A 25405-nucleotide genomic window follows, 5' to 3' on the forward strand; every position below is an offset into this window, starting at 1 on the left:
GGCTCCGGTCCGGGCCACTGCCCACCCGGACCGGAACCCTCGACTCGATCACGCCGTGACGTCCTGGGGATACCAGCGAAGTTCCACCGTGTTGCCATCCGGGTCCTGGACGTAGATCGAGGTGGCAACGCCACGCGCGCCGAAGCGTTGGACAGGGCCTTCGAGAACGGTGAACGTGCCGGACTCGATGACCGCATCCCAGTCCAGTGGCTCAACGGTGATACAGACGTGGTCGACGTTGGACGTTCCCCGGGGGTGGTGGACCAGGTCAATGAGTGTCTCTGAGCTGACCCGCACCGATGGGAACGGGACTTGGCCGGCCCGCCACTCGGTGACGCGTACCGGTTCCAGGCCAAGGCGTCCGGTGTAGAAATCAAGGGACCGTTCGACGTCCTCGACGTTGAAGACCAAGTGGTCGAGGGCCTTCACCCGCAGGGTGGTGGTCACTTCGCCTCCAGGGCGACAGCACGGCGGATCCAGTCGGTGAACAGCGCGGCGTCGACATCGTCAACAGTGCTGAGCTTCACGGAGGCCATCTGGCGGGAACCGGGATCGAGTCGCCCGGAAGAGTCGAGCACTTCCTGGCCTCTCCAGAGACCGAAGGTGATGTAGGACCTGTACGCCTTGAGCAGGCAGACCGGCATCCGCCCGGGCTTGTCGCCGAGGCTCCAGGTCGGATGGCCGTGCCACATCGCGCCGCTGCCGTCCGGCAGGGCGGCCTCTATGACGGGGACCAGCTTCTCGCCGATCTCCCGCAGCCCGTCATCGAGCCCTGCCAGGTAGGCGGTGACGTCAGTGGTGGTCATGAGGCTTCCTTCCGTGGGTGGAGGAGTCAGGCGCTCTGAGAGCGCGGATCGATCAGCCCGGCGCCTCGAGGGCGGAGGAGCGAGTGTCGGCGATCGGCACCGGGGTTCTCCTCGAGGACCGGGTGGACGCCTCCTACGATCCGCCGGGAGGGAAGCCTCCATCAAGGCAAGATCGCAATACAATTGTTGAGCCAGATTCAACGATCGGGGGATCATGCTGGAACGGCTGGAGCTGGAGACCTTCCTGACACTCGCCGAGGAACTGCACTTCGGCCGGACCGCCGAACGCCTGCACATCACGACGGGGCGGGTCAGTCAGGTGATCAAGAAGCTGGAGCGCCGCATCGGCGGAACGCTGTTCGAACGCACCAGCCGTACCGTCCGACTCACCTCGACCGGGCGGCAGTTGGCCGATGACCTGACGCCCCTGGTCGCGGGGATGGAGGCGGCGCTGCGCAGGGCTGCCAACGCCAGTCGCGGGTTCACGGGAGAACTCCGCGTCGCCTTTCTCGGAGAGTGGACGGCACCTGTACTGCTCAGGGCGGTCGGCCTGTTCGGTGAACGCCACCCCGACTGCCGGGTGGACGTCCGGGAGGTTCAGCTGTACAACTCCCGGGCGAGCTTGATGGACGGCTCGATCGACATCCTCCTCGCCTCGTACCCGTTCGACGGAATGGCCTGCGGACCGGTCCTGATGAGGGAGGACAGGGTGCTCGCGGTGGCGGACGGGCATCCATTGGCCGCCGAGCAGTCGGTGTCGGTCGAAATCCTCGCGGAGTACCCCGTGGTGCAGTATCCGCAGGTGACCTCCACGGCCTTCAAACGGGACCGCACACCGGACCGCACTCCGTCGGGCAGGCCCGTTCCGGCGGGACCGGCCGGCGGGTCGTTCTCCGAAATGCTCACCCTGGTCGCGATGGGCAAGGGCATCCTCCCGGTCGGTGAGCATTCCCGGCAGTACTACCCCCGACCGGACATCGCCTACGTGCCACTGCACGACGCGGAGCCGATCGAACGGGGACTGGTCTGGCGGGAGGGGAACACCACGGAGCGGATACGCGAGTTCGTGCGGGCAGCGACGGACGCCGCCCAGACGGCGCCGACCGAGTGAACCCCGTATCCAGGCCCGCGGCTCCCCTCGATGGAGATCAGCCAAAGCATCACAGAGCGATTGGGCGGTGCCGACGGGGCCTCGGCCGAGGAGATCGCCGAAGGGATGCTGCAGAAGTCGAAGGAGTTCACGGCCGCGGGTAACCACGTGTATCTGCCGATCGCGGGCTGAAGACCGTCAGGCCGAGACCAGGTTGCGGTGCCCCGGTCCGCCGGGGCGCCGTGTCACCCCGGTCAGCCCGGTCCTCGGGAAAGCCGCGCCTCGGCTCTCTCGGCTCGGCAGACTGACTTCATGGCAGCGACTTCACTGAGCAAGGGTGCCAACCTTCCCGTCGATGCTCGGGCGGTACGCGTCGAGCTCTCCTGGTCCGAAGGGCCGGGCGTGCCCGACGTCGACGCCTCCGCATTGCTGCTCACCGCGGCCGGACGCGTTCGGGACGACGGTGACTTCGTCTTCTACAACCAGCCGAACCACGCGTCCGATGCTGTGACCCACCTGGGGAAACAGCGTGCCGCCGGGGCCACCTCCGACACGATCTCGGTGGACCTCGGTTCACTGGAGCCGGCCGTCGAACGGATCGTGCTGTGTGCGTCGGCCGACGGCGGGACGTTCGGGCAGGTGCCCGGACTGATGCTGAGGCTGCTCGACGACGGGACGCGGACCGAGCTCGCCCGGTTCGAGATGGAGGCCGGGGCGGAGACCGCGTTCATCGGAGGTGAGCTGTACCTACGGCAGGGGCGGTGGAAGTTCCGTGCGGTCGGGCAGGGGTACGCCTCCGGGCTGGCGGGCCTGGCCACCGATTTCGGCATCACGGTCGACGACGCTCCGCCGGCCGTGCCGGTCCAGCCCGACCGACCGACCCAGCCGACGGCACCTGTTCAAGCCCCGCCGACACCATCCGCCCCGCCAGCCCCACCGACGGTGCCACCCACCGCACCTCCGATGACACCACCCTCACCCACCACACCCCCCGCCCCCCGCCTGACCAAGGGTGAGGAACACCTGCCCGTGGACATGCGCAAGCGGCTGTCCCTGCGCAAGCAGCAGGTGGCGGTGAGCCTGACCAAGCACGGGGTCGCCGGAACCACCGCGCGCGTCATCCTGGTTCTCGACGCCTCGGGCTCCATGTCGTCCCTGTACTCCCGCGGCATCGTGAGGGACGTGGTGGAGCGCATGGCCGCTGTCGCCGCACAGCTCGACGACGACGGCCAGATGCAGGCCTGGACGTTCGCCTCGAACGCGGCCCGGCTGCCCGATCTCCGGATCGGGGAGCTGCCGGAGTGGCTGCGGCTGCATGTCCGGGTCGGTGAACTGAGCCTTTTTGGCCGCAAGAAGGCGAAGAAGGGCCTCGAGGCAGGTCAGGTCGACATGCGGATGATCGGTATCCAGAACGAGGAACAGAAGGTGATCGCCCAGGTTCGTACATACGTCCGGGAGAACCCGGCCGCGGCTCCCACGCTCGTGCTCTTCTTCTCCGACGGAGGTGTCTACCGCAACGCCCAGATCGAGCGAGAGCTGCGGGAGGCGGTGGAGGAACCGATCTTCTGGCAGTTCGTGGGTCTGGGACGGTCCAACTACGGCGTGCTGGAGCAGTTCGACACCCTGCCCGGCCGTCGTGTCGACAACGTGGGCTTCTTCGCGGTCGACGACATCAGCACGGTCCCCGATCAGGAGCTGTACGACCGGCTCCTGTCGGAGTTTCCGAGCTGGATGGCCGCGGCCCGCCGGGCGGGCATTCTCTGACCGGATGTCGCCGTCCGACGCGCAGAGCACCACGGCGGGCGGGTGGCCCGCGCGGTCGGCATGGCCACGCACAGCCGTACGTACAGCCGGGCGTGTTCGGCTTGCGCTCCCCTGGGTGGGGGCGCAAGCCGAGGATTACTCCGGCTGGTGCTCGGGCCCCCCGAACTCCGGGCTTGTGTAGTCCGGGCTCGTGAAGCTCGGGCGCGAGCCCGATTCCGGGCCGTCGCCGGGGCTGGTGAAGCCCGGGCGGTCGTAGCCGAGGTGCGGGATGCGACTGGTCGGCGCCGACGGGGCCGTACGGTGCAGTGCGGCCGGGCCGGGGTCGGCGAGCGCCTCGCGCAGAAACGGCAGGATGCCGTTCTCCAGCAGGGCCTCGTGCCAGGCTTCCCTGGCCTTGGCCACCTCGCCGCTGAGCTCGCCGTACGGACCGGCCTCCAGCGAGGGCCGGTTGCGCAGCGCGGTGAGCAGCAGCCCGACGGCGGCGACCAGGATCGCGACCGCGGTGACGGCGCCGAACACCCACCCGGTGGTGAGCATGGTCTCGGCGAACGCCGGCTCGGGGTCCAGCATCTTCAGGATGTAGCCGACGAGCAGGAAGATCGCCGCGGCCGTTCCGGCCAGGACGGGGGCGAGGACCGCGACGATGGCGACGGCACCCGCGCCGGCGGTTTCGGCGACCTCTCCCATGGTGGTGGCGAGCCCCACCGCGCCCGTGCCGGGCTCCGCGGAGCCGGACTCGCGAGTGGACGACGGGGTGGACGGCGCCGGGCGGCGCAGTTCCTCGCGGACCTTCACGTAGTGCTGGTACTCGGTCGCCGCGGCCGCCGTGATGAATGCGGTGGCGTTGAGCGCCATGGTGCGCAGCTGTTCAGGGTTGAGCCGCTGTCCGACAGCGGCCAGTTCCGGGCGTTGCGGTGCGGAGCGCAGCGCCTCATCGAGGATCCGCTCGTATTCCTGGCGGTCCTCGCTCAACAGGTGCTGCGGAACGCTGTTCATGTGCATCCCCCGATGCTCCGTAGGGCTGGTGGCTCGCACGCTGACGAGCCGTTGGGCAGAAACGGAGGGGAGCCTGCTACGGATAAGCCGATGGTAGAGCGGTGACGGTGCGCCGTGACAGGGGGTTTCCAGAAATTGGGCCCTGGCCTGCGCCGTCGTGCGCCGGTCCGCCGTCGCGGTACGCCTGCCCGGTAAACCCTCAGATATCCAGGGGGAGTTGCTGGACCAGTAGCTTTCCGGCCATGGTCACTCCGCCGTCCATGGCGATGGCGAGGCCGTCGGCGTAGACGTGCGGTCCTTCGACCACGGGACCGGAGCTGTCCTCGCCGTCCTCGGAGCCGACCTCGCCCAGCAGATACGGAATGGGGCTGTGGCCGTGAACGATGCGGGTGCCGCCGTACGTATCGAGGAGGGAGCGTACGGCGTCGGCGCCGCCCTCGTCGCGGAAGGAGAAGCGCTTGGTGAACTTGCGGAACAGGTCCCAGACTTCATTCGCGTCGTTGCGGGTGAGGGTCTCGCGGACGTTGTCGTTGACTTCCTCGATGGAGTTGCCGTACTCGAGGTAGGCGGTGGTGTCCGAGTGGACGAGCAGATGGCCGTCGACCGCCTCGACGGCGTCGAGGCGGGCCATCCACTGCAGATGGTGGTCCTGGAGGCGGTCCATGTCGGTCTTCTGACCGCCGTTGAGCAGCCAGGCCGCCTGGAAGGTGGCGGTGCCCGCGCCGGAGTTGACGGGGGTGTCGCCGAATCGCTTGGCGCCGAGCAGCAGCAGTTCGTGGTTGCCCATCAGGGCCTTGCAGTAGCCGCCGGCCGCGGCGGCCTCGGCGGACAGCCGCATCACGAGGTCGATGACACCGATGCCGTCCGGACCGCGGTCGGTGAAGTCGCCGAGGAACCACAGCCGGGCGGTGCCGGCGCACCACTGGCCGGCGGCGTCGATGAGGCCCTTCTCCTGCAGGGCGGCCACCAGCTCCTCGAGGTAGCCGTGCACGTCGCCCACGACGTAGAGGGGGCCGGGGCCGGTGCCGGGCTGCGGGACCGGCGTGGGCGCGGGCGTGGGGTCGACGGTCACCTGAAGCGTGTCACCCCGACGGATGACGGGCAGGTCGCGCTCCGTGGGGGTGTACCCCTCCGGGTGGTCGACCGGTTCCGCGACGGGGCTGATGGCCTCGCCGGGATGCGTGCTGTGGACGTACGGACCGGTCTCGTGCACGTACGCGGGCACCCGGAAGTCGCGCAGCGTCGCCGTCCGCTCCACCTCGGGTCCCTGACCGGCCCCCTGAGTCATCGACCCCTCCACCATCGCGCCGCAGCTGCACCGCTTCGGACTGCCTGGTCGCAGCGGCCCGCGGTGCCGTGGGCCCATCATAGGAATGCGGATCGCGCTGTGTGATGACCCAGGGGTGGTGAATCGGAGCAAGACTCCAGTTCACCGCGGCTTTCGCCCCGATTGGGCAGGGCTTTGTCCGCCTGGTGACCGCCCCGCGCCGACCCCCTCCCGGGTGACCGCCCCGCTCTACCCGTTGTCGGGCGACCGCGGCGGGCTGACCGTCGTGCGCGGGGAACGCCGCTGCGACGAGGTCCGCACGATCAGCTCGGTCGGTATCACCTGCTCGACCGGACGGTCCGATTCCACGCCCTCGATGGCGTCGATGAGCAGCTGGACCACGGCCGTGCCGATGCGGCGCGGCTTCAGGGAGAGTGTGGTGATGGCCGGCTCGGTGTTGGCGTACACGGTGGACTCGCTGCAGCAGACCAGCAGCAGATCGTCCGGTACGCGCAGTCCGTAGCGGCGGGCGGCGGCGAGCAGGTCGGTGCCGTTCGGGTCGAACAGGCCGTAGACGGCGTCCGGTCGGTCGGGGCGGGCCAGCAGCCGGTCGGCGGCGACGGCGCCCGCGCACGGGTCGTGCGCCGGGTAGGCCTCGTAGACCGGGTCCTGGCCGACGCGTTCGCACCAGTGCAGATACGCGGTGGTGGACAGGTGTGTGTACGTGTCGGTCGTGGTGCCGGTGAGCAGGCCGATGCGCCGGGCGCCCGCTTCGGCCAGGTGGTCGAGGATGCCGAGGACGGCGGCCTCGTGGTCGTTGTCGACCCAGGCCGTGACCGGGAGCGTGCCGGCCGGCCGGCCGTCGGAGACGACCGGGAGACCCTGCCGGACGAGTTCGCTGACGACCGGGTCCTGGTCGGACGGGTCGATGACGACGGTCCCGTCGAGGGCGACGTTCGACCACACGTCGTGACGCGAGGTCGCGGGCAGGATGACGAGGGCGTAACCACGGGCGAGCGCGGCGGAGGTGGCGGCGCGGGCCATCTCGGCGAAGTACGCGAACTCCGTGAAGGTGAAAGGTTCATCCCCGTATGTCGTCACGGTCAGGCCGATCAGTCCGGACTTGCCGGTACGGAGGGTGCGGGCGGCGGCCGAGGGGCGGTACCCCAGTCGGTCGGCGACCTCGCGGACATGGCGTCGGGTGGCGTCGGGGAGCCGGCCCTTGCCGTTGAGGGCGTCGGAGACGGTCGTGATGGAGACCCCGGCGGCGGCGGCCACGTCTCTGATGCCCGCCCGGCTCGGCCGACTGCCTCGACGTGAGGTTTCCGCGCGGCTCACCTGGTGCTTCCCTGCTGCTGTCATGGCGAGCCGATAGTAGGGCTCACGTGGTGGGGTAGTGCGGACGCATATGCACCCGTTGACAGGCACGTTTCTGCAAGGTCATCGAGTGTCAAATGCCTTGGAATGTAAGGGAGTTGAACCATCCTGTTGCAGTACTTGACTTGTCGGAGCACACAGGCCTGCCAAGTGGTCGATGTTTCGAAGAGGTCTCAACTCACCTGCACGGGTGATGCGCGCTACGGCGTGAGCCACCGGCGCGTAGATATATGTGCAGCACGCCCCCCGATTCACACCCTTCATACGATGATGCCTCTGATGCCAGTGGGACGGATGGGGTTCCTCCGGCGCCCCCGGAGGCCGCACGCGGAGTGCGCGCAGTTGGTGCCGGGCCATACGCAGCCGCGCCGAATCCTCATAAGGTGAGAAGCATTGGAAGCCGGCGGCAGTCAGGGCTGCCGGTGGTTGCGAGGAGGACTGCGGTGAGCGAGACGAGCCCGAAGCTGCGCGCCGAGTTGGAGGGGATCCCCACCTACAAGCCGGGCAAGCCGGCGGCGGCCGGCGGCCCCGTGGCCTACAAGCTGTCCTCCAACGAGAACCCCTATCCGCCGCTGCCCGGCGTGCTGGAGGCGGTGACGGCGGCGGCCTCGTCCTTCAACCGCTACCCGGACCTGGCCTGCACGGACCTGATGAACGAGCTGTCCGACCGGTTCGGTGTCCCTGTCTCGCATCTGGCCACCGGCACCGGCTCGGTCGGCGTCGCCCAGCAGTTGATCCAGGCCACCAGCGGCCCCGGTGACGAGGTGATCTATGCGTGGCGCTCCTTCGAGGCGTACCCGATCATCACGCAGATCAGCGGTGCGACGTCCGTGCAGGTGCCGCTGACCCCGGGCGCGGTGCACGACCTGGACGCGATGGCGGACGCGATCACGGACCGGACCCGCCTGGTCATCGTCTGCAACCCCAACAACCCCACGGGCACCGTCGTACGACGGGCCGAGCTCGAGCGCTTCCTCGACCGGGTGCCGAGCGACGTGGTCGTCGTGCTCGACGAGGCGTACCGCGAGTTCATCCGCGACCCCGAGGTGCCGGACGGTGTCGAGCTGTACCGGAACCGGCCCAACGTCTGTGTCCTGCGGACGTTCTCGAAGGCGTACGGACTGGCCGGCCTGCGCGTCGGCTTCGCCATCGCCCACGAGCCGGTCGCGGCGGCGCTGCGCAAGACGGCCGTGCCGTTCGGGGTGAGCCGGATTGCGCAGGAGGCGGCGATCGCCTCGCTGCGCGCCGAGGACGAACTGCTGGGCCGGGTCGGTTCGCTGGTCTGTGAGCGCAACCGCGTGGTCGACGGGCTGCGCGGCCAGGGCTGGACGCTGCCCGAGTCCCAGGCCAATTTCGTGTGGCTGCCGCTGGGGGAGCGCGCGGTCGCCTTCACGGAGGCGTGTGAGGCGGCAGGTGTGGTCGTACGGCCGTTCCCCGGCGAGGGTGTGCGGGTGACGGTCGGGGAGACCGAGGCGAACGACATCCTCCTGAAGGTGGCGGAAGGGTTCCGTAAGGAGTTCTAGGCGGTCGCCGACGGTGTGGAACGGGCTCGCGAGGTGGCTCTCGCCGCTTCGCGAGCCCGGCGCAGGTCCGTAGGGGACCCCCCTTCGAGGCATCGAAAGCCAGTGCGCCATAATTGCTTGTGAATGTGAACGCGTTCACAAGCGCCCCCACGGCGACGTAAGGAGAGACGACGTGGAATTGGCTTTGGCGCCGGAGACGCTGGCGCGCTGGCAGTTCGGCATCACCACCGTCTACCACTTCCTGTTCGTCCCCCTGACGATCTCGCTCGCTGCCCTCACGGCCGGCCTGCAGACCGCGTGGGTGCGTACGGAGAAGGAGAAGTACCTCAAGGCGACCAAGTTCTGGGGCAAGCTCTTCCTGATCAACATCGCGATGGGTGTCGTCACCGGCATCGTGCAGGAGTTCCAGTTCGGCATGAACTGGTCCGACTACTCGCGCTTCGTCGGCGATGTCTTCGGTGCTCCCCTCGCCTTCGAGGCCCTGATCGCCTTCTTCTTCGAGTCCACCTTCATCGGGCTGTGGATCTTCGGCTGGGACAAGCTGCCGAAGAAGATCCACCTGGCCTGCATCTGGATGGTCTCGATCGGCACGCTTCTGTCGGCGTACTTCATCCTCGCGGCCAACTCCTGGATGCAACACCCGGTCGGCTACCGGATCAACGAGGAGAAGGGCCGCGCCGAGCTCACCGACTTCTGGCTGGTCCTCACCCAGAACACGACACTCAACCAGGTCTTCCACAGCTTCTCGGCCGCCTTCTTGACGGGTGGCGCCTTCATGGTGGGCATCGCCGCCTTCCACCTGATGCGCAAGAAGCACATCCCGGTGATGCGGACGTCGCTCCGGCTCGGCCTGGTCACTCTGGCGGTCGGCGGTGTGCTCACCGCGGTCAGCGGGGACACCCTCGGCAAGGTCATGTACGAGCAGCAGCCGATGAAGATGGCCGCCGCCGAGGCCCTGTGGGAGGGCGAGAGCCCGGCACCGTTCTCCGTCTTCGCGTACGGGGACGTCGACAAGGGGCACAACAAGGTCGCCCTGGAGATACCCGGGCTGCTGTCCTTCCTGGCCCACAGCGACTTCGAGTCGTATGTGCCCGGCATCCACGACACCAACAAGGCCCTGCAGGAGAAGTTCGGGCCCGGTGACTACAAGCCCATCGTCCCCGTCGCCTACTGGGGCTTCCGGTGGATGATCGGCTTCGGCATGGCGTCCCTCTCCCTGGGGCTGCTGGGGCTGTGGCTTACACGGAAGAAGTTCCTGCTGCCGGCCGCCCTGCGGACCGGCGAGGACGAGGTGCCGCATCTGGTGCTGCTGAACAAGCCGCTCGGGTCGAGGCTCACCCGGCTGTACTGGCTGCTCGCGCTCTGGACGATGGCGTTCCCGCTGATCGCCAACGCCTGGGGCTGGATCTTCACCGAGATGGGCCGTCAGCCCTGGGTCGTCTACGGCCTGTTCCAGACCCGCGACGCGGTCTCCCCCGGTGTCTCCACGGGCGAAGTGCTCACCTCGATGATCGTCTTCACCACGCTCTACGCGATCCTCGCCGTGATCGAGGTCAAGCTGCTCGCGAAGTACGTCAAGGCCGGCCCGCCCGAGCTGACCGAGGCCGACCTCAACCCGCCCACGAAGATCGGCGGCGACTCCCGGGACGCCGACAAGCCGATGGCCTTCTCGTACTAGGCCGAGGGAGCTGCACAGTCATGGAACTGCACGACGTCTGGTTCGTCCTGATCGCCGTCCTGTGGATCGGCTACTTCTTCCTCGAGGGCTTCGACTTCGGGGTCGGCGTCCTCACCAAGCTGCTCGCCCGCAACCGGCCCGAGAAGCGGGTGCTGATCAACACGATCGGCCCGGTCTGGGACGGCAACGAGGTGTGGCTGCTCTCGGCCGGCGGCGCGACCTTCGCGGCCTTCCCCGAGTGGTACGCCACGCTCTTCTCGGGCTTCTACCTGCCTCTGCTGCTCATCCTGGTCTGCCTGATCGTCCGGGGTGTCGCCTTCGAGTACCGGGCCAAGCGGCCCGAGGAGAACTGGCAGCGCAACTGGGAGAACGCGATCTTCTGGTGCTCGCTGATCCCCGCGTTCCTGTGGGGCGTGGCCTTCGGCAACATCGTTCACGGCGTGAAGATCGACCAGGACTTCGAGTACGTCGGAAGTCTCTGGGACCTGCTCAACCCGTACGCGCTTCTCGGCGGCCTCGTGACGCTGACGCTGTTCACCTTCCACGGCGCGGTGTTCACGGCGCTCAAGACCGTCGGGGAGATTCGGGAGCGGGCACGGAAGCTGGCGCTCCAGGTCGGTCTCCTCACGGCCGGACTGGCCGTGGTGTTCCTGCTCTGGACCCAGGTCGACAGCGGGGACGGCAAGAGCCTCGTCGCGATGATCGTGGCGGTCGCCGCCCTGGTTGCGGCGCTGGTGGCGAACCAGGCCGGGCGAGAGGGCTGGGCGTTCGCGCTGTCCGGCGTCACCATCGTGGCCGCCGTCGCGATGCTCTTCCTGTCGCTCTTCCCCGACGTCATGCCGTCTTCGCTCAATGAGGAGTGGAGTCTCACGGTCACCAACGCCTCGTCGAGCCCGTACACCCTGAAGATCATGACCTGGTGCGCGGGCATCGCCGCGCCGATCGTCGTGCTGTACCAGTCGTGGACCTACTGGGTGTTCCGCAAGCGGATCGGAACACAGCACATCGCCGCGGATGCTGCCGCCGGCTCCGCACACTGAGTCCGACAGGGGCGTGTTTCACGTGAAACATGCCCCTTGAGACCCCTTCAGGCCTCTTGAGAAGAGGGTGTGTTTCACGTGAAACCGATCGACCCGCGACTGCTCCGATACGCCCGCGCCACCCGGTTCTTCCTGATGGCGGTCGTCGGCCTGGGTGCCGTCGGTGCCGGGTTGGTCATCGCGCAGGCGATGCTGATCGCCGAGACGGTGGTCGGTGCGTTCCAGCACGGGATGTCCGTCGCCGAACTGCGCACTTCCCTGCTGCTGTTGGTGGCCGTCGCCTGTGGCCGCGCGCTGGTCTCCTGGCTCACGGAGCTTGCCGCGCACCGGGCGAGCGCGGCGGTGAAGTCGGAGCTTCGGGGGCGGCTGCTGGAGCGCTCCGCCCAACTGGGGCCGGGATGGCTGAGCGGGCAGCGCACTGGATCGCTGGTCGCCCTCGCCACGCGTGGAGTCGACGCCCTCGACGACTACTTTTCGCGCTATCTGCCGCAGTTGGGGCTCGCGGTGGTCGTGCCCGTGGCGGTGCTCGCCCGGATCGTCACCGAGGACTGGGTCTCCGCCGCCATCATCGTCGGCACGCTGCCGCTCATCCCCGTATTCATGATGCTGATCGGCTGGGCCACCCAGTCCCGGATGGACCGTCAGTGGCGGCTGCTGTCCCGGTTGTCGGGGCACTTCCTGGACGTGGTCGCCGGGCTTCCGACCCTGAAGGTGTTCGGAAGGGCCAAGGCGCAGGCCGAGTCGATCCGGCGTATCACCGGCGAGTACCGGCAGGCGACGATGCGAACGCTGCGGATCGCGTTCCTGTCGTCGTTCGCGCTGGAGCTGCTCGCCACGATCTCGGTCGCGCTGGTCGCCGTGACCATCGGCATGCGGCTCGTGCATGGTGACATGGACCTGTACATCGGCCTGGTCATCCTGATCCTCGCGCCGGAGGCGTATCTGCCGTTGCGGCAGGTGGGCGCGCAGTACCACGCGGCGGCCGAAGGGCTGGCCGCGGCCGAGGAGATCTTCTCGGTTCTGGAGACTCCGGTACCGGCGTCGGGAACCAGGGCCGTGCCGACGGGAGCGGCGGCCTTCGAGGGCGTGACGGTCCGCTATCCGGGCCGCACCGCCGAGGCCGTGTCCGATGTGACCTTCACCGTCGAGCCCGGGGAGACCGTCGCGCTCGTCGGGCCGAGCGGCGTGGGCAAGTCGACGCTGCTGAACGTACTGCTGGGGTTTGTGCGGCCGACCGAGGGCCGGGTGCGGATCGGGGGAGTCGATCTCACCGAGGCCGACCTGGAGCAGTGGCGGTCACGCATCGCGTGGGTGCCGCAGCGGCCGCACCTGTACGCCGGGACGATCGCCGAGAACATACGGCTCGCCCGTCCCGACGCGGACGACGCAGCGGTACGGCAGGCGCTTCAGGACGCGGGAGCGCTTACGTTCGTGGACGCCCTCCCCCAGGGTGTCGAGACCGTGCTGGGCGAGGACGGGGCCGGGCTGTCCGCCGGGCAGCGGCAGAGGCTCGCGCTGGCGCGGGCCTTCCTCGCCGACCGGCCTGTGCTGCTGCTCGACGAACCGACCGCCGCGCTCGACGGAGCGACCGAGGCCGAGGTGGTCGAGGCGGTGCGGCGACTGGCGGCAGGCCGGACCGTTCTGCTGGTGGTGCACCGGCCGGCGCTGCTGGACGTGGCGGACCGGGTGGTGCGGCTCGAGGAGCCCGCCCTCGCCTCGCGCGTGGAAACCGGGCCCCGGGCGTCCGCGGCGCGTCCGATCGAGTCCGCCCCGGCACCCGAGGCCGCGCAGGAGGAGTCCGCGTCCGAACCCGCGGCGCACAGCGGCGGCGTACTCGCCCGCGTCCGGGCCATGTCCGGGGCCCGGCGCGGCCGGCTCGGACTCGCCCTGCTGCTCGGCAGCCTCGCGCTGGGCAGCGCCGTCGGGCTGATGGCCACGTCAGGATGGCTCATCTCCCGGGCCTCGCAGCAGCCGCCCGTGCTGTATCTGATGGTTGCCGTGACGGCCACGCGGGCCTTCGGGATCGGTCGGGCGGTGTTCCGGTACGCGGAGCGGCTCGTGTCGCACGACGCCGTGCTGCGGATGCTGGCCGACACCCGGGTCGCCGTGTACCGCCGACTGGAGCGGCTCGCGCCCGCCGGGCTGCGCCGGGCCCGACGGGGCGACCTGCTGTCGCGGCTCGTGTCCGATGTGGACGCCCTGCAGGACTACTGGCTGCGGTGGCTGCTCCCGGCCGGCGCCGCGGTCGCCGTTTCCGCGGCCACCGTCGGCTTCACCGCCTGGCTGCTGCCCGAGGCCGGGGCCGTGCTCGCCGTCGGGCTGCTCGCGGCCGGGGCCGGCGTGCCGCTGGTCACCGGCGCCGTGGCGCGACGGGCGGAGCGCAGGCTGGCTCCCGCCCGAGGGGTGCTCGCGACCCGCGTGGCCGATCTGCTCACCGGCACCGCGGAGCTCACCGTCGCCGGGGCGCTGCCCGCCCGTACCGCCGAGACCCGGCGGGCCGACGCGACACTCACCCGGATCGCCTCGCGCGCCGCCACCGCCACCGCCCTGGGCGACGGACTCACCGCGCTGATCTCCGGCCTGACCGTCGCCGGAGCCGCCCTGGTGGGCGTCCAGGCGGTCGCCGACGGACGGCTGAGCGGCGTGGCGCTGGCCGTGGTCGTCCTCACCCCGCTGGCCGCCTTCGAGGCCGTGCTCGGGATGCCGCTCGCCGTGCAGTTCCGGCAGCGGGTGTGCAGGAGCGCCGAGCGTGTCCACGAGGTGCTGGACGCCCCCGAGCCCGTACGTGAACCGGAGCAGCCCCGGCAGGCGCCCGCTTCGCCGTTCCCGCTCGTCCTCAAGGGCCTGGCCGCCCGGCACGCGGGACAGGACCGAGACGCGCTCGCGGGGCTCGACCTGACGCTCGACAAGGGGCGCCGCATCGCGGTGGTCGGCCCGTCCGGGGCCGGCAAGACGACGCTGGCGCAGGTCCTGCTGCGGTTCCTGGATGCGCACGCAGGCTCGTACACGCTGGCCGGCGTGGACGCGTACGCCCTGGACAGCGACGACGTACGGCGGCTGGTCGGACTGTGCGCACAGGACGCCCACCTCTTCGACAGCTCGGTGCGGGAGAACCTGCTCCTCGCGAAGCGGGACGCGACCGAGGGCGAGCTGCGTGACGCGCTCGCGCGGGCCCGGCTGCTCGACTGGGCCGACGCACTGCCCGAGGGGCTCGACACGTTGGTCGGTGAGTACGGGGCGTGGCTGTCCGGCGGGCAGCGACAGCGGCTCGCGCTGGCCCGGGCGCTGCTGGCGGACTTCCCCGTCCTCGTCCTCGACGAGCCCGCCGAGCACCTCGACCTGCCGACGGCGGACGCGCTCACCGCCGATCTGCTGGCCGCCACCGAGGGCCGTACGACGCTGCTCATCACGCACCGGCTGGCCGGGCTGGAGACCGTGGACGAGGTGATCGTGCTCGACGAGGGGCGGGTGGTGCAGCGCGGTGCCTACGCGGAGCTGGTCGCCGTGGACGGGCCGCTGCGGGCGATGGCGACGCGGGAGGCGCAGTCGGAGCTGCTGGTGGGGGTGCGGTAGCAGCGCCGCCCCGCAGCACGTCCCGCACTGACCGACGGGGCGTCAATCCGGTAACCGGCCTACCTGTTCGGCCGTAGCGCTGCTCCATCCGTGGCCCGTTGGTCCCCCATGCGTACGACTGAAACAGGACGGGGCCGCCCGCGCGGGCCACGATCGCTGACATGCGCTCACCTCGCCGCCGTCCGCTGCTCGTTTCGGTGCTGCTCTGCGCGCTCGCCGTGCTCGCGGCCCGGCCCGCCGAGGAGTCCCGGCGCAGCCCGGACAACGGCAGCGGGGATGTCGGCGTCGGCACCGAGGTGGCGCAGCTGTACGAGGACGCGGCCGTGGCCACGCAACAGTACGAGGAGGGGCGGCGCGAGGCCAAGGTGCAGCGGGCCCGGGCCCAGCGGCTCGAGGGGCTCCTCGACCGTGAGCGGGAGGAGATCGCCGTGCTGCGCAAGGACCTGGGCCGGATCGCGCGCGCCCAGTACCGCACCGGCGGGGACCTTCCCCTCACCGCGCGCATGATCCTCTCGGACAACCCCGAGGAGTTGATGCGAGGTCAGCATGCCGTGTGGCAGGCGGACCTCGTCGTCAACAACGCGATCGACAAGAGCCGCCGCGCGGAGACCCGGCTCGCGGCGAACGAGGCGAGGGCCGCGGCGGCGTGGCGGGACCTGGAGAAACGGAACGCCGAACTCGCCAGGATGAAGAAGGACATCGAGCAGAAGCTCGAAGAGGCGCGTTGGCGGTTGCAGCGGCAGGCGAACGCCTCGGCCATGGCGGGCGCCTGTCGTGGTGCGGTCCGGCTCGACCAGCCGAAGGGTTCCTTCTCACGCACCTGGGTCGCGCCGGTGGAGACGTACGTGCTGTCCGCCGGGTTCGGCACCGGTGGTGCGCGATGGGCGAACCGGCACACGGGGCAGGATTTCGCGGTGCCGATCGGTACGCCGGTGCGGGCGGTCGGTGAGGGCAGGGTGGTGAGGGTGTCGTGCGGGGGCGCCTTCGGGATCGAGATCGTGATCGAGCATCCGGGCGGCTACTACACGCAGTACGCGCATCTCGCCTCGGTCGCCGTCGACCAGGGGGATCGTGTGCTGCCGGGGCAGTGGATCGGGCAGTCGGGCGACACCGGCAATTCGACCGGCCCGCACCTGCACTTCGAGGTGCGGGTCGCCCCCGAGCTGGGTTCAGGGGTGGATCCGGTGCGGTGGCTGGCCGCACGGGGTGTGGATCTGTGACCTGGTGGTGCCGCTCGTCCGCGTGCAGGACGGCTACTGCACCCGCCCCGCCAGCAGCTGCTCGATCACGACCGCGACCCCGTCCTCGTTGTTCGCGACCGTCCGCCCCGAGGCCGCGGCAATCACGTCCGGGTGCGCGTTGCCCATGGCGTACGACTGGCCCGCCCAGGTGAGCATCTCGACGTCGTTGGGCATGTCACCGAAGGCGACGACCTCCTCGTGCGAGATGCCGCGCTCGGCACAGCACAAGGCGAGTGTGCTGGCCTTGGAGACACCCGGCCCACTGATCTCCAGCAGGGCGCTGGGGCTGGAGCGGGTGACGTTGGCGCGGTCGCCGATGGCGAGCCGGGCGAGGGTGAGGAAGGCGTCCGGGTCGATCTCGGGGTGATAGGCGAGGATCTTGAGCACCGGCTCGTCGGCGCCGGGCGCGTCGGTCGCCAGGAGCTGCTCGGCCGGAGCGAGCATGTCCGGCGTCTCCATGTGCAGCTTCGGATAGGCGGGCTCCTGGTAGAAGCCGTACGTCTGCTCGACGGCGTACACCGTGCCCGGGGCCGCGTCGCGCAGCAGCCGTACGGCGTCCAGGGCATTCTCCCGTGCAAGCTCCCGGACCTTCACGAACCGATGGGTGCCGGGGCCGCCGTGCAGGTCGACCACCGCGGCACCGTTGCCGCAGATCGCCAGGCCATGACCATGGACATGGTCGCTGACGACGTCCATCCAGCGGGCCGGGCGGCCGGTGACGAAGAAGACCTCGATGCCCGCCTCCTCGGCGGCCGCGAGGGCGGCGACCGTGCGCGGCGACACCGACTTGTCGTCCCGCAGCAGCGTGCCGTCGAGGTCGGTGGCGATCAGCCGGGGCGGAACCATGGGGGAGGCCGGGGTCTCGGGCTGTCGAGTCGCTGAGGTCACCGCGCCATTCTCGCGCATATGCCCGCACTGACGTGCAGGAGTCCGCACAGGTGAGTGGATACCGCCCTCACCTGTGCCGTTGCGGTCGGCGGGCTCAGCTCAGCTGAGCCGGTGCCTCCATGGCGATCTGCTCGAAGACCTTGTCCTCCGCGGCGAAGTCCGAATCGGGGATGGGCCAGTGGATCACGATCTCGGTGAAGCCCAGTTCCTGATGCCGTCCCGCGAAGTCCACGAACGCGTCGAGGGACTGCAACGGCCGGCCACGGTCCGGGGTGAAACCGGTGAGCAGGATCTTGTCCATCGCCGAGGCGTCGCGGCCGATCTCGGCGCACGCGGCGGCGAGCTTCTCGGCCTGCCTGCGAATGGCCTGAACCGACTGCTCGGGGGTGCCGTTCTCGTACAGCTTGGGATCGCCGGTGGTCACCCACGCCTGCCCGTAGCGCGCCGCCAGCCGCAGCCCGCGCGGGCCGGTGGCGGCCACCGCGAAGGGCAGCCGGGGGCGCTGCACACAGCCCGGGATGTTGCGCGCCTCGTGCGCCGAGTAGAAGCCGCCCTCGTACGACACCGCGTCCTCGGTCAGCAGCCGGTCCAGCAGCGGCACGAACTCGCCGAACCGGTCGGCACGCTCCCGCGGGGTCCAGGGATCCTGCCCCAGGGCCGTGGCGTCGTAGCCGGTGCCGCCCGCGCCGATGCCGAGCGTGATCCGCCCGCCGGAGATGTCGTCGAGGGAGATCAGCTCCTTGGCGAGGGTCACCGGGTGGCGGAAGTTCGGTGAGGTGACCAGGGTGCCCAGACGCAGCCGGTCGGTGACGGCTGCGGCGGCGGTCAGCGTCGGCACGGCACCGAACCACGGACCGTCCCGGAAGCTGCGCCAGGACAGGTGGTCGTAGGTGAAGGCGCCGTGGAAACCGAGCTGCTCCGCGCGCTGCCACGTCGTACGGCCTCCCTCGTGCCAGCGGCGGTACGGGAGGATCACGGTGCTCAGGCGCAAGGTCATGCCACCGAGCCTAGGGCCTGTCCGGCGGAGCATGCCGCAGACGCCGGGGCTGGCACGCCCATCTGCGGCGTTGTCGTCGGTTGCCGACTCCCCACGCTCGGCTTCGCTCGCGCGGGAGGGGCCCCCATCGCGTCGCCGCCCTCCTCCGCCTTGCAGCTGGACGCACCAGACCCCGCTCACCAGCGCTGATAGGGCGTCGCCGATTTCCTGCGACCTGATCCGCCGGCCAGGCCCTAGCGGCCCGAGCTGTTTCACGTGAAACGCTCACCGTACGCGGCTGCTCAGCCACGGGGTGAGCGTGATCATCGGGATCCATTCGTTGTGCGTGCGGTCGCCGGCCATCGGTACGACCAGCGCGGTTCAGTGCGGCTCGGGAAAGCGCAGGTACTGCGGTGGGACGGCCTTCGTCAGCCACACCCCGTTCGCGCTGACCCGGAAGATGTGGCCGTCTCGGTGCATCGCGCCGGTGTCCACCGACAGTACGACGGGACGGCCGCGGCGGGCGCCGACCCGGGTCGCGGTCTCGCGGTCGGCCGAGAGGTGCACGTCGTGGCGGTTCATGGGCCTGAGTCCGTCGGCGCGGATCGCGTCCAGGTTGCCGGCCACCGTGCCGTGGTAGAGGTACGACGGCGGGGTCGCCGGGGGCAGTCCGAGGTCCACCTCGACGCTGTGCCCCTGGCTGGCGCGGATCCGCGTGCCCTCGATCGCGAAGCGCTTCTTGTCGTTGGTGGCGACCACGTGGTCGAGTTCCTCCCGGGTGAACCGGAAGCCGTGCGCGGCGGCCGCCGCGATCAGCGTGTCGATCTCGACCCAGCCGCCCTCGTCGAGCGTGAGCCCGATCCGCTCGGGCTGGTGGCGCAGATGCTTCGAGAGGTACTTCGACACCTTCACGGTGCGTCTTTCATCCATCTCACCAGCGTGCCGGGCGAGACGTGGATCACGCACATTGTTTTGCTCGGGATGTTTGATCCACAAGCATGGTGAGTTTTCCACAGGGAGAGGGGCGCTCCTGTGGACAACCGGCCCGGAAACTCACAGGGTGTAGGCGCCTCGTGCCCGGCTCCCGCTCACAACGGCGGTTCCACCCGTGCGATCCTCCGCAACGCCCGAGGCATGAACCGGGCGAGCAGATAGGCGCCGCGGGCCTCGGGCGTCACCGGAACGACCGCCTCGTTGCGGACCACCGCCCGCAGGATGGCGTCGGCGACCTTCTCCGGCGGGTAGTTCCGCAGCCCGTACAGGCGCGCGGACCTCTTCTGGCGCCGCTTCTCCTCCTCCGCGTCCACGCCCGCGAACCGAGCCGTGGACGTGATGTTGGTGTTGACGAAGCCGGGGCATATCGCCGTGACGCCGATTCCCTGCCCGGCGAGTTCGGCGCGCAGGCACTCGCTCAGCATCAGCACGGCGGCCTTGGAGGTGCTGTACGCGGGCAGCGCCCTGGAGGGCTGGTACGCCGCCGCCGAGGCGACGTTGACGATGTGGCCGCCCTGCCCGCGCGCGGCCATCTGCCGGCCGAACAGCCGGCAGCCGTGGATCACGCCCCACAGATTGACGTCGAGGACCTTGCGCCAGTCCTCCGGCGTGGTGTCGAGGAAGGAGCCGGCCAGCCCGATTCCGGCGTTGTTCACCAGGACGTCCACCACGCCGTACTCGGTTGCGACCTTCTCCGCGAGCTTCTCCATGGCCTGCTCGTCGGAGACGTCGACGGTCTCCGCCCGGGCCGCCGGAGCCCCGATCCGCCGGGACATCTCCGCCGTGCGGGCCGCGCCCTCCGCGTCCCGGTCGACGGCGATCACGCGCGCGCCGGACTGGGCGAACGCCAACGCCGTGGCCCGCCCGATGCCGCTGCCCGCGCCCGTGACCAGGACGAGCTGACCGCCGAAGCGGTCGGCGTACCGTCCGGGTGCCTCGATCACCGGCCTGCCCGACTCGTTCGCCAGCACGAACTCCTCGATCCAGGCGGCCAGCTGATCGGGGCGCGTGCGCGGGATCCAGTGCTTGGCCGGGAGCGTGCGGCGGGTCAACTGAGGGGCCCACCGTTCCAGTTCGTCGTAGAGCTTCTCGGACAGGAACGCGTCCCTAAGGGGCGTGATGAGCTGCACGGGCGCGTGCGCGTACGCGTCCGGACGGGGCCTGCGCAGCCGGGGCCGTACATTGTCCCGGTACAGCCACGCCCCGTGCGCCGCGTCGGTGGGCAGCGACGAGGTCGGGTAGTCGCCGCCGGGGAACTTCTCGACGCGTTCCAGGATGCGCGGCCAGTGCTTGCCGAGGGAGCCTCGCCAAGCCAGTTCGGGCAGCACGGGCGTGTGCAGCAGGTACACGTACCAGGACTTGGTGCCCTGGCTCAGGAGCTGGCCGACGCGGCGCGGGGTCGGGCGCTTGACGCGCCGCTGGATCCAGTGGCCGTAGTGGTCCAGCGAAGGACCGGACATCGAGGTGAAGGACGCGATCCGGCCCTCGGTGCGCCGGACGGTGACGAACTCCCAGGACTGCACCGAGCCCCAGTCGTGCCCCACGAGGTGCACCGGACGGTCCGGGCTGACCGCGTCCGCGACGGCGAGGAAGTCGTCCGTCAGTTTCTCCAGAGTGAATCCGCCGCGCAGGGGCTGCGGCGCCGTGGACCGGCCATGGCCCCGCACGTCGTACAGCACGACGTGGAAGTGGTCGGCGAGGCGGACGGCCACCTCGGACCAGACCTCCTTGCTGTCCGGGTAGCCGTGCACGAGCACGACCGTCGGCCGCTGCGGGTCCCCCAGCTCGGCCACGCACAGCTCGACCCCGCCCGTATGCACCCGGCGCTCCCGCGCGCCCTTCAGCACCGTCACTTCTCCTCCGCCCAGCGCCTGACGTGCGGCACATCGTCGTCCAGTTGCAGCGGTGGTCCAATCACGCAGCTCGTCACGAGACATCGGCGAATCTGACAGTTGTTAGAGGCTGCGTCAACAGGCGTGGCCGTTCGACCTCAGGGGGACCCTCAGGGTCCCGTACTACTCGAGAGTGACTCCAAGACGGCTCTGCGGTCTGACGACTGGCGTGGCCCGCGTCACTACCGTCTAGGACGTGACTGTGATCGCGACCGAAAGCCTGAGCAAGCGGTTCCCCAGGGTGACCGCGCTTGACCGGCTCTCCGTGGACGTCGGGCCCGGTGTGACCGGACTCGTCGGAGCCAACGGGGCCGGCAAGTCCACACTGATCAAGATCCTGCTGGGTCTGTCCCCTGCCACCGAGGGCCGTGCCGAAGTGCTCGGCCTCGACGTCGCCACCAAGGGCGCCGCCATCCGTGAGCGCGTGGGGTACATGCCGGAGCACGACTGTCTGCCGCCCGACGTCTCGGCCACCGAGTTCGTCGTCCACATGGCGCGCATGTCCGGCCTGCCGCCCACCGCCGCGCGTGAGCGCACCGCGGACACCCTGCGCCATGTCGGCCTGTACGAGGAGCGGTACCGCCCCATCGGCGGCTACTCGACCGGCATGAAGCAGCGCGTGAAGCTTGCGCAGGCCCTGGTCCACGACCCGCAGCTGGTCTTCCTGGACGAGCCGACCAACGGCCTTGACCCGGTCGGCCGCGACGAGATGCTCGGCCTGATCCGCCGCATCCACACCGACTTCGGCATCTCGGTCCTGGTGACCTCCCACCTCCTGGGCGAACTGGAACGCACCTGCGACCACGTCGTCGTCATCGACGGCGGCAAGCTCCTGCGCTCCAGCTCCACCACCGACTTCACCCAGACCACGACGACCCTCGCGATCGAGGTCACCGACACCGACGAGCACCCGGACGGCACCCGCGCGGTGCGCGAAGCGCTCCACGCGCGCGGGGTGACCGTCGACGCCGGCAGCGGCCTGCCCGGCGCCGGACACGTCCTGTTGCTCACCGCGCAGGGCGAGGAGACCTACGACCTGGTCCGGGACACCGTCGCCGACCTCGGTCTCGGCCTGGTCCGCATGGAGCAGCGCCGGCACCACATCTCGGAGGTCTTCACGACCGACACCGACACCGACGAGCAGCGGAAGGAGGCGGTCGGCCATGGCAGTTGAGCATCCCGTAGCGTCCCCGCCGGGTGACCAGACCCGCATCCACAACATCGGCTACCGCAACTACGACGGCCCCCGCCTGGGCCGCTCCTACGCCCGCCGCTCCCTCTACTCGCAGTCCCTGCGCGGCGCCTACGGCCTCGGCCGCTCGGTGAAGTCCAAGGTGCTGCCGATGCTGCTGTTCGTCGTGATGTGCGTGCCCGCGGCCATCATGGTCGCCGTCGCCGTCGCCACCAAGGCGAACGACCTGCCCGTCGACTACACCCGCTACGCGATCATCATGCAGGCCGTCATCAGCCTGTACGTCGCCTCGCAGGCACCCCAGTCCGTCTCGCGCGACCTGCGCTTCAAGACCGTGCCGCTGTACTTCTCACGGCCGATCGAGACGGCCGACTACGTCCGCGCGAAGTACGCGGCGCTGGCCTCGGCGATGTTCATCCTGACCGCCGCCCCACTGCTCGTCCTCTATGTGGGCGCTCTGCTGGCCAAGCTCGACTTCGCCGACCAGACCAAGGGATTCGCACAGGGACTCGTCTCCGTGGCACTGCTCTCGCTGCTCTTCGCCGGCCTCGGCCTGGTCATCGCGGCGGTCACTCCGCGCCGCGGCTTCGGCATCGCGGCCGTGATCGCCGTCCTGACCATCTCCTACGGCGCGGTCTCCACCCTCCAGGCCATCGCCGAGGCGCAGAACAGCACCGGATCCATCGCCTGGATCGGCCTGTTCTCGCCGATCACGCTCATCGACGGTGTGCAGTCCGCCTTCCTGGGCGCCACGTCCGCCTTCCCTGGTGGAGTCGGCCCGACCAACGGGGAAGGCGCGGTGTACGTCCTCGTCGCCCTCGGCCTGATCGCCGCCTCCTACGGCCTCCTGATGCGCCGCTACCGAAAGGTCGGACTGTGACCACGCTCACCATCGACCACGTCTCCCGCTGGTTCGGCAACGTGGTCGCCGTCAACGACATCACCATGACGATCGGCCCCGGAGTCACCGGCCTCCTGGGCCCCAACGGAGCCGGAAAGTCCACCCTCATCAACATGATGGGCGGCTTCCTGGCCCCCTCCACCGGCACGGTCACCCTCGACGGCCAGCAGGTGTGGCGCAACGAGGCGATCTACAAGCACATCGGCATCGTCCCCGAGCGCGAGGCGATGTACGACTTCCTCACCGGCCGCGAATTCGTCGTCGCCAACGCCGAGTTGCACGGCCTCGGCGCCAGGGCGGCCCAGAAGGCGCTCGCCACGGTCGAGATGGAGTACGCGCAGGACCGCAAGATCTCCACGTACTCCAAGGGCATGCGGCAGCGCGTGAAGATGGCGTCCGCACTGGTCCACGACCCGTCGCTGCTCCTGCTCGACGAGCCGTTCAACGGCATGGACCCACGCCAGCGCATGCAGCTGATGGACCTGCTGCGGCGCATGGGTGACGAGGGCCGCACCGTGCTGTTCTCGTCCCACATCCTCGAAGAGGTCGAGCAACTCGCCTGGCATATCGAGGTCGTCGTCGCCGGACGGCACGCGGCCAGCGGCGACTTCCGCAAGATCCGCCGGCTGATGACCGACCGGCCGCACCGCTACCTGGTGCGTTCCAGCGACGACCGCGCCCTCGCGGCCGCGCTGATCGCCGACCCGTCGACGTCCGGCATCGAAGTCGACCTGGCGGAGGGCGCGTTGCGTATCCAGGCCGTCGACTTCGGCCGTTTCACCGCCCTGCTGCCGCGGGTGGCCCGGGACCACGGCATCCGTCTGCTGACGGTCTCGCCGTCCGACGAGTCCCTCGAGTCCGTGTTCTCGTATCTGGTCGCGGCGTAGGAGGCCGAAAATGTACGACCCCACAGTCGCCCGGCTCACCTACCGGGCCCTGCTCGGCCGACGCCGGGCCCTGATCCTCGGCGCGCTGCCGCTGCTGCTGATCGCCATCTCCGTGGTGGTGCGCGGCCTTGCCGGCGCGGACGACCAGACCGCCGCCGACCTGCTCGGCGGGCTGGCGCTCGCCACGATGGTGCCGATCATCGGCGTCATCGCGGGCACGGGCGCCATCGGGCCGGAGATCGACGACGGCTCGGTGGTGTACCTGCTGTCCAAGCCGGTGAAACGGCCGACGATCATCTTCACCAAGCTGATCGTCGCGATCGCCGTGACCATGGTGTTCTCGGCGGTGCCCACGCTCATCGCGGGCCTGATCCTGAACGGCAACGGCCAGCAGATCGCCGTCGCCTACACGGTCGCCGCGCTGGTCGCCTCCATCGCCTACGCGGCGCTGTTCCTGCTGCTCGGCACGGTGTCCCGGCACGCGGTCGTCTTCGGCCTCGTCTACGCGCTGGTCTGGGAGGCCCTGTTCGGCTCCCTCGTGGCCGGGGCGCGCACGCTGAGCGTCCAGCAGTGGTCGCTGGCGGTGGCCCACCGGGTCGGCGAGGGTGACCTGGTGACCTCGGACGTCGGGCTGCCGACCGCGACGGTGCTGCTGGTGGCGGTCACGGTGCTCGCCACCTGGTACGCCGGCCAGAAGCTGCGGTCGCTGACGCTGGCCGGGGAGGAGTGACCGGGGCCGCACGGCCGGCGGCTCGGCCTTGACGTGGGCTTCACCTCTGTCCGCGCACACTGGGCAAAGCGGAATGTACGGGGGAAGTACGGCTGGGAGGAACCGGGATGGCAGGGCAGACGCCGCAGGGCGAGGGTCGCGGTCGGTCCGGGAACGAGGCCGGGGATGGCGCCGGGTCCGAGACCTGGGACGACCTCGTCCTGGACGAGGACTTCATACGCGCCGCCGAGACGTCCGAGCCGTCCGCGCGGGCCAGGATGCTTGCCGAACGCTGGCGTCGTGAGGAGCCCGAGCCGCAGCCGTGGCGCTCCGACGAGCCGCCCGCGGGGTGGTTCTTCAGCAAGGTGCGTCGGCGCAGGTGGCGCCGACGGTAGCCACCGTGCGGCCCGCCCTTAATCAGTGGCGCCCAACTCGTCGTACCGGCACAGTGGTTGTGTCCGCGACGCCGGATCGAGCCGGCGCCACGTTCTGGGAGAGGAGTTGGGCGATGCCCATGCACGGCAGTGCGCCCAGCTCCCGACAGGGCAGCCCGCGGCGGGCTCCGGAGTAGCCCCAACGCTCCGTCGAGCCCGTCCCGCACGGGGGGCGCCC

22 protein-coding genes are annotated in these 25405 nt (G+C 70.0%); 13 read left to right on the plus strand and 9 right to left on the minus strand.

What is annotated here, in order from left to right; all coding sequences use genetic code 11:
* Positions 1-48: 48 nt before the first annotated feature.
* Together ACFVJQ_RS11865 and ACFVJQ_RS11870 are read right to left on the minus strand one after the other, a co-directional pair.
* Complete coding sequence (locus ACFVJQ_RS11865; protein ID WP_385783341.1) at positions 49-435, minus strand: VOC family protein; 387 nt, start codon at positions 433-435, stop codon at positions 49-51.
* Between the two features lie 8 nt (positions 436-443).
* The gene (locus ACFVJQ_RS11870) at positions 444-806 is read right to left on the minus strand and encodes a DUF1801 domain-containing protein (RefSeq protein ID WP_385782980.1); all 363 of its coding nucleotides are present in this window, start codon (positions 804-806) and stop codon (positions 444-446) included.
* Positions 807-1020: 214 nt separating this feature from the next.
* Here ACFVJQ_RS11870 and ACFVJQ_RS11875 point away from each other — a divergent pair, with 214 nt between their 5' ends.
* From ACFVJQ_RS11875 to ACFVJQ_RS11885, 3 genes are all read left to right on the plus strand, one after another.
* A complete protein-coding gene (locus ACFVJQ_RS11875; protein WP_385510500.1) occupies positions 1021-1917 on the plus strand; it encodes a LysR family transcriptional regulator in 897 nt (298 codons plus the stop codon).
* Between the two features lie 30 nt (positions 1918-1947).
* Positions 1948-2088 carry a hypothetical protein gene (locus ACFVJQ_RS11880; protein ID WP_385782983.1) on the plus strand — a complete coding sequence of 47 codons (141 nt, stop codon included), beginning with the start codon at positions 1948-1950 and terminating at the stop codon, positions 2086-2088.
* A 120-nt stretch (positions 2089-2208) separates the two neighbouring features.
* Positions 2209-3660 (plus strand): VWA domain-containing protein, encoded by a 1452-nt coding sequence (locus tag ACFVJQ_RS11885; RefSeq protein ID WP_385782986.1) that lies wholly within the window; start codon positions 2209-2211, stop codon positions 3658-3660.
* 135 nt (positions 3661-3795) lie between these two features.
* Here ACFVJQ_RS11885 and ACFVJQ_RS11890 read toward each other — a convergent pair whose 3' ends face one another.
* From ACFVJQ_RS11890 to ACFVJQ_RS11900, 3 genes are all read right to left on the minus strand, one after another.
* Complete coding sequence (locus ACFVJQ_RS11890; protein WP_385510503.1) at positions 3796-4662, minus strand: hypothetical protein; 867 nt, start codon at positions 4660-4662, stop codon at positions 3796-3798.
* Between the two features lie 193 nt (positions 4663-4855).
* A complete protein-coding gene (locus ACFVJQ_RS11895; RefSeq protein ID WP_385510504.1) occupies positions 4856-5959 on the minus strand; it encodes a metallophosphoesterase in 1104 nt (367 codons plus the stop codon).
* Positions 5960-6172: 213 nt separating this feature from the next.
* Positions 6173-7285 (minus strand): LacI family DNA-binding transcriptional regulator, encoded by a 1113-nt coding sequence (locus tag ACFVJQ_RS11900; protein ID WP_385510505.1) that lies wholly within the window; start codon positions 7283-7285, stop codon positions 6173-6175.
* Between the two features lie 458 nt (positions 7286-7743).
* Between ACFVJQ_RS11900 and hisC the strand changes: the two genes are divergently transcribed.
* The 5 genes from hisC to ACFVJQ_RS11925 all read left to right on the plus strand — a co-directional run bounded on the left by hisC (position 7744) and on the right by ACFVJQ_RS11925 (position 16334).
* A complete protein-coding gene (gene hisC / locus ACFVJQ_RS11905) occupies positions 7744-8823 on the plus strand; it encodes a histidinol-phosphate transaminase (protein WP_385510506.1) in 1080 nt (359 codons plus the stop codon).
* Positions 8824-8995: 172 nt separating this feature from the next.
* Positions 8996-10501 (plus strand): cytochrome ubiquinol oxidase subunit I, encoded by a 1506-nt coding sequence (locus tag ACFVJQ_RS11910; RefSeq protein ID WP_385510507.1) that lies wholly within the window; start codon positions 8996-8998, stop codon positions 10499-10501.
* Between the two features lie 20 nt (positions 10502-10521).
* Positions 10522-11541: a cytochrome d ubiquinol oxidase subunit II gene (gene cydB, locus ACFVJQ_RS11915; protein ID WP_385510508.1), complete on the plus strand. Its 1020-nt coding sequence runs from the start codon at positions 10522-10524 to the stop codon at positions 11539-11541.
* 78 nt (positions 11542-11619) lie between these two features.
* On the plus strand, positions 11620-15114 hold the full coding sequence (gene cydD / locus ACFVJQ_RS11920; protein WP_385782991.1) for a thiol reductant ABC exporter subunit CydD: 3495 nt from the start codon (positions 11620-11622) through the stop codon (positions 15112-15114).
* Between the two features lie 161 nt (positions 15115-15275).
* A complete protein-coding gene (locus ACFVJQ_RS11925; protein WP_385510512.1) occupies positions 15276-16334 on the plus strand; it encodes a M23 family metallopeptidase in 1059 nt (352 codons plus the stop codon).
* A gap of 33 nt (positions 16335-16367) precedes the next feature.
* Here ACFVJQ_RS11925 and ACFVJQ_RS11930 read toward each other — a convergent pair whose 3' ends face one another.
* From ACFVJQ_RS11930 to ACFVJQ_RS11945, 4 genes are all read right to left on the minus strand, one after another.
* Complete coding sequence (locus tag ACFVJQ_RS11930) at positions 16368-17261, minus strand: Cof-type HAD-IIB family hydrolase (RefSeq protein ID WP_385510514.1); 894 nt, start codon at positions 17259-17261, stop codon at positions 16368-16370.
* 76 nt (positions 17262-17337) lie between these two features.
* Positions 17338-18240 (minus strand): LLM class flavin-dependent oxidoreductase, encoded by a 903-nt coding sequence (locus tag ACFVJQ_RS11935; RefSeq protein WP_385782994.1) that lies wholly within the window; start codon positions 18238-18240, stop codon positions 17338-17340.
* A 360-nt stretch (positions 18241-18600) separates the two neighbouring features.
* Positions 18601-19149, minus strand: coding sequence for an RNA 2'-phosphotransferase (locus tag ACFVJQ_RS11940; protein ID WP_385782997.1), 549 nt, complete (start codon positions 19147-19149; stop codon positions 18601-18603).
* A gap of 158 nt (positions 19150-19307) precedes the next feature.
* Positions 19308-21065, minus strand: a complete 1758-nt coding sequence (locus ACFVJQ_RS11945; protein ID WP_385510517.1) for an SDR family oxidoreductase — start codon at positions 21063-21065, stop codon at positions 19308-19310.
* A gap of 241 nt (positions 21066-21306) precedes the next feature.
* On the opposite strand from ACFVJQ_RS11945, the gene ACFVJQ_RS11950 reads away from it, so the two are divergent.
* The 5 genes from ACFVJQ_RS11950 (at position 21307) to ACFVJQ_RS11970 (ending at position 25188) form a co-directional block, all read left to right on the plus strand.
* Positions 21307-22278, plus strand: coding sequence for an ABC transporter ATP-binding protein (locus ACFVJQ_RS11950; RefSeq protein ID WP_129799116.1), 972 nt, complete (start codon positions 21307-21309; stop codon positions 22276-22278).
* The gene (locus tag ACFVJQ_RS11955; RefSeq protein WP_385510519.1) at positions 22268-23176 is read left to right on the plus strand and encodes an ABC transporter permease; all 909 of its coding nucleotides are present in this window, start codon (positions 22268-22270) and stop codon (positions 23174-23176) included. The genes ACFVJQ_RS11950 and ACFVJQ_RS11955 overlap by 11 nt, the downstream gene beginning before the upstream one ends.
* Positions 23173-24084 carry an ABC transporter ATP-binding protein gene (locus ACFVJQ_RS11960; RefSeq protein ID WP_385510520.1) on the plus strand — a complete coding sequence of 304 codons (912 nt, stop codon included), beginning with the start codon at positions 23173-23175 and terminating at the stop codon, positions 24082-24084. The genes ACFVJQ_RS11955 and ACFVJQ_RS11960 overlap by 4 nt, the downstream gene beginning before the upstream one ends.
* Before the next feature lie 10 nt (positions 24085-24094).
* Entirely contained in the window at positions 24095-24814 is a 720-nt protein-coding gene (locus ACFVJQ_RS11965; RefSeq protein ID WP_129798780.1) for an ABC transporter permease subunit, read from the plus strand.
* A gap of 107 nt (positions 24815-24921) precedes the next feature.
* Positions 24922-25188, plus strand: a complete 267-nt coding sequence (locus ACFVJQ_RS11970; RefSeq protein ID WP_224733437.1) for a hypothetical protein — start codon at positions 24922-24924, stop codon at positions 25186-25188.
* Positions 25189-25405: the final 217 nt, after the last annotated feature.

This window comes from Streptomyces sp. NPDC127197, assembly GCF_042672405.1.
Lineage (GTDB): Bacteria > Actinomycetota > Actinomycetes > Streptomycetales > Streptomycetaceae > Streptomyces > Streptomyces flavusporus.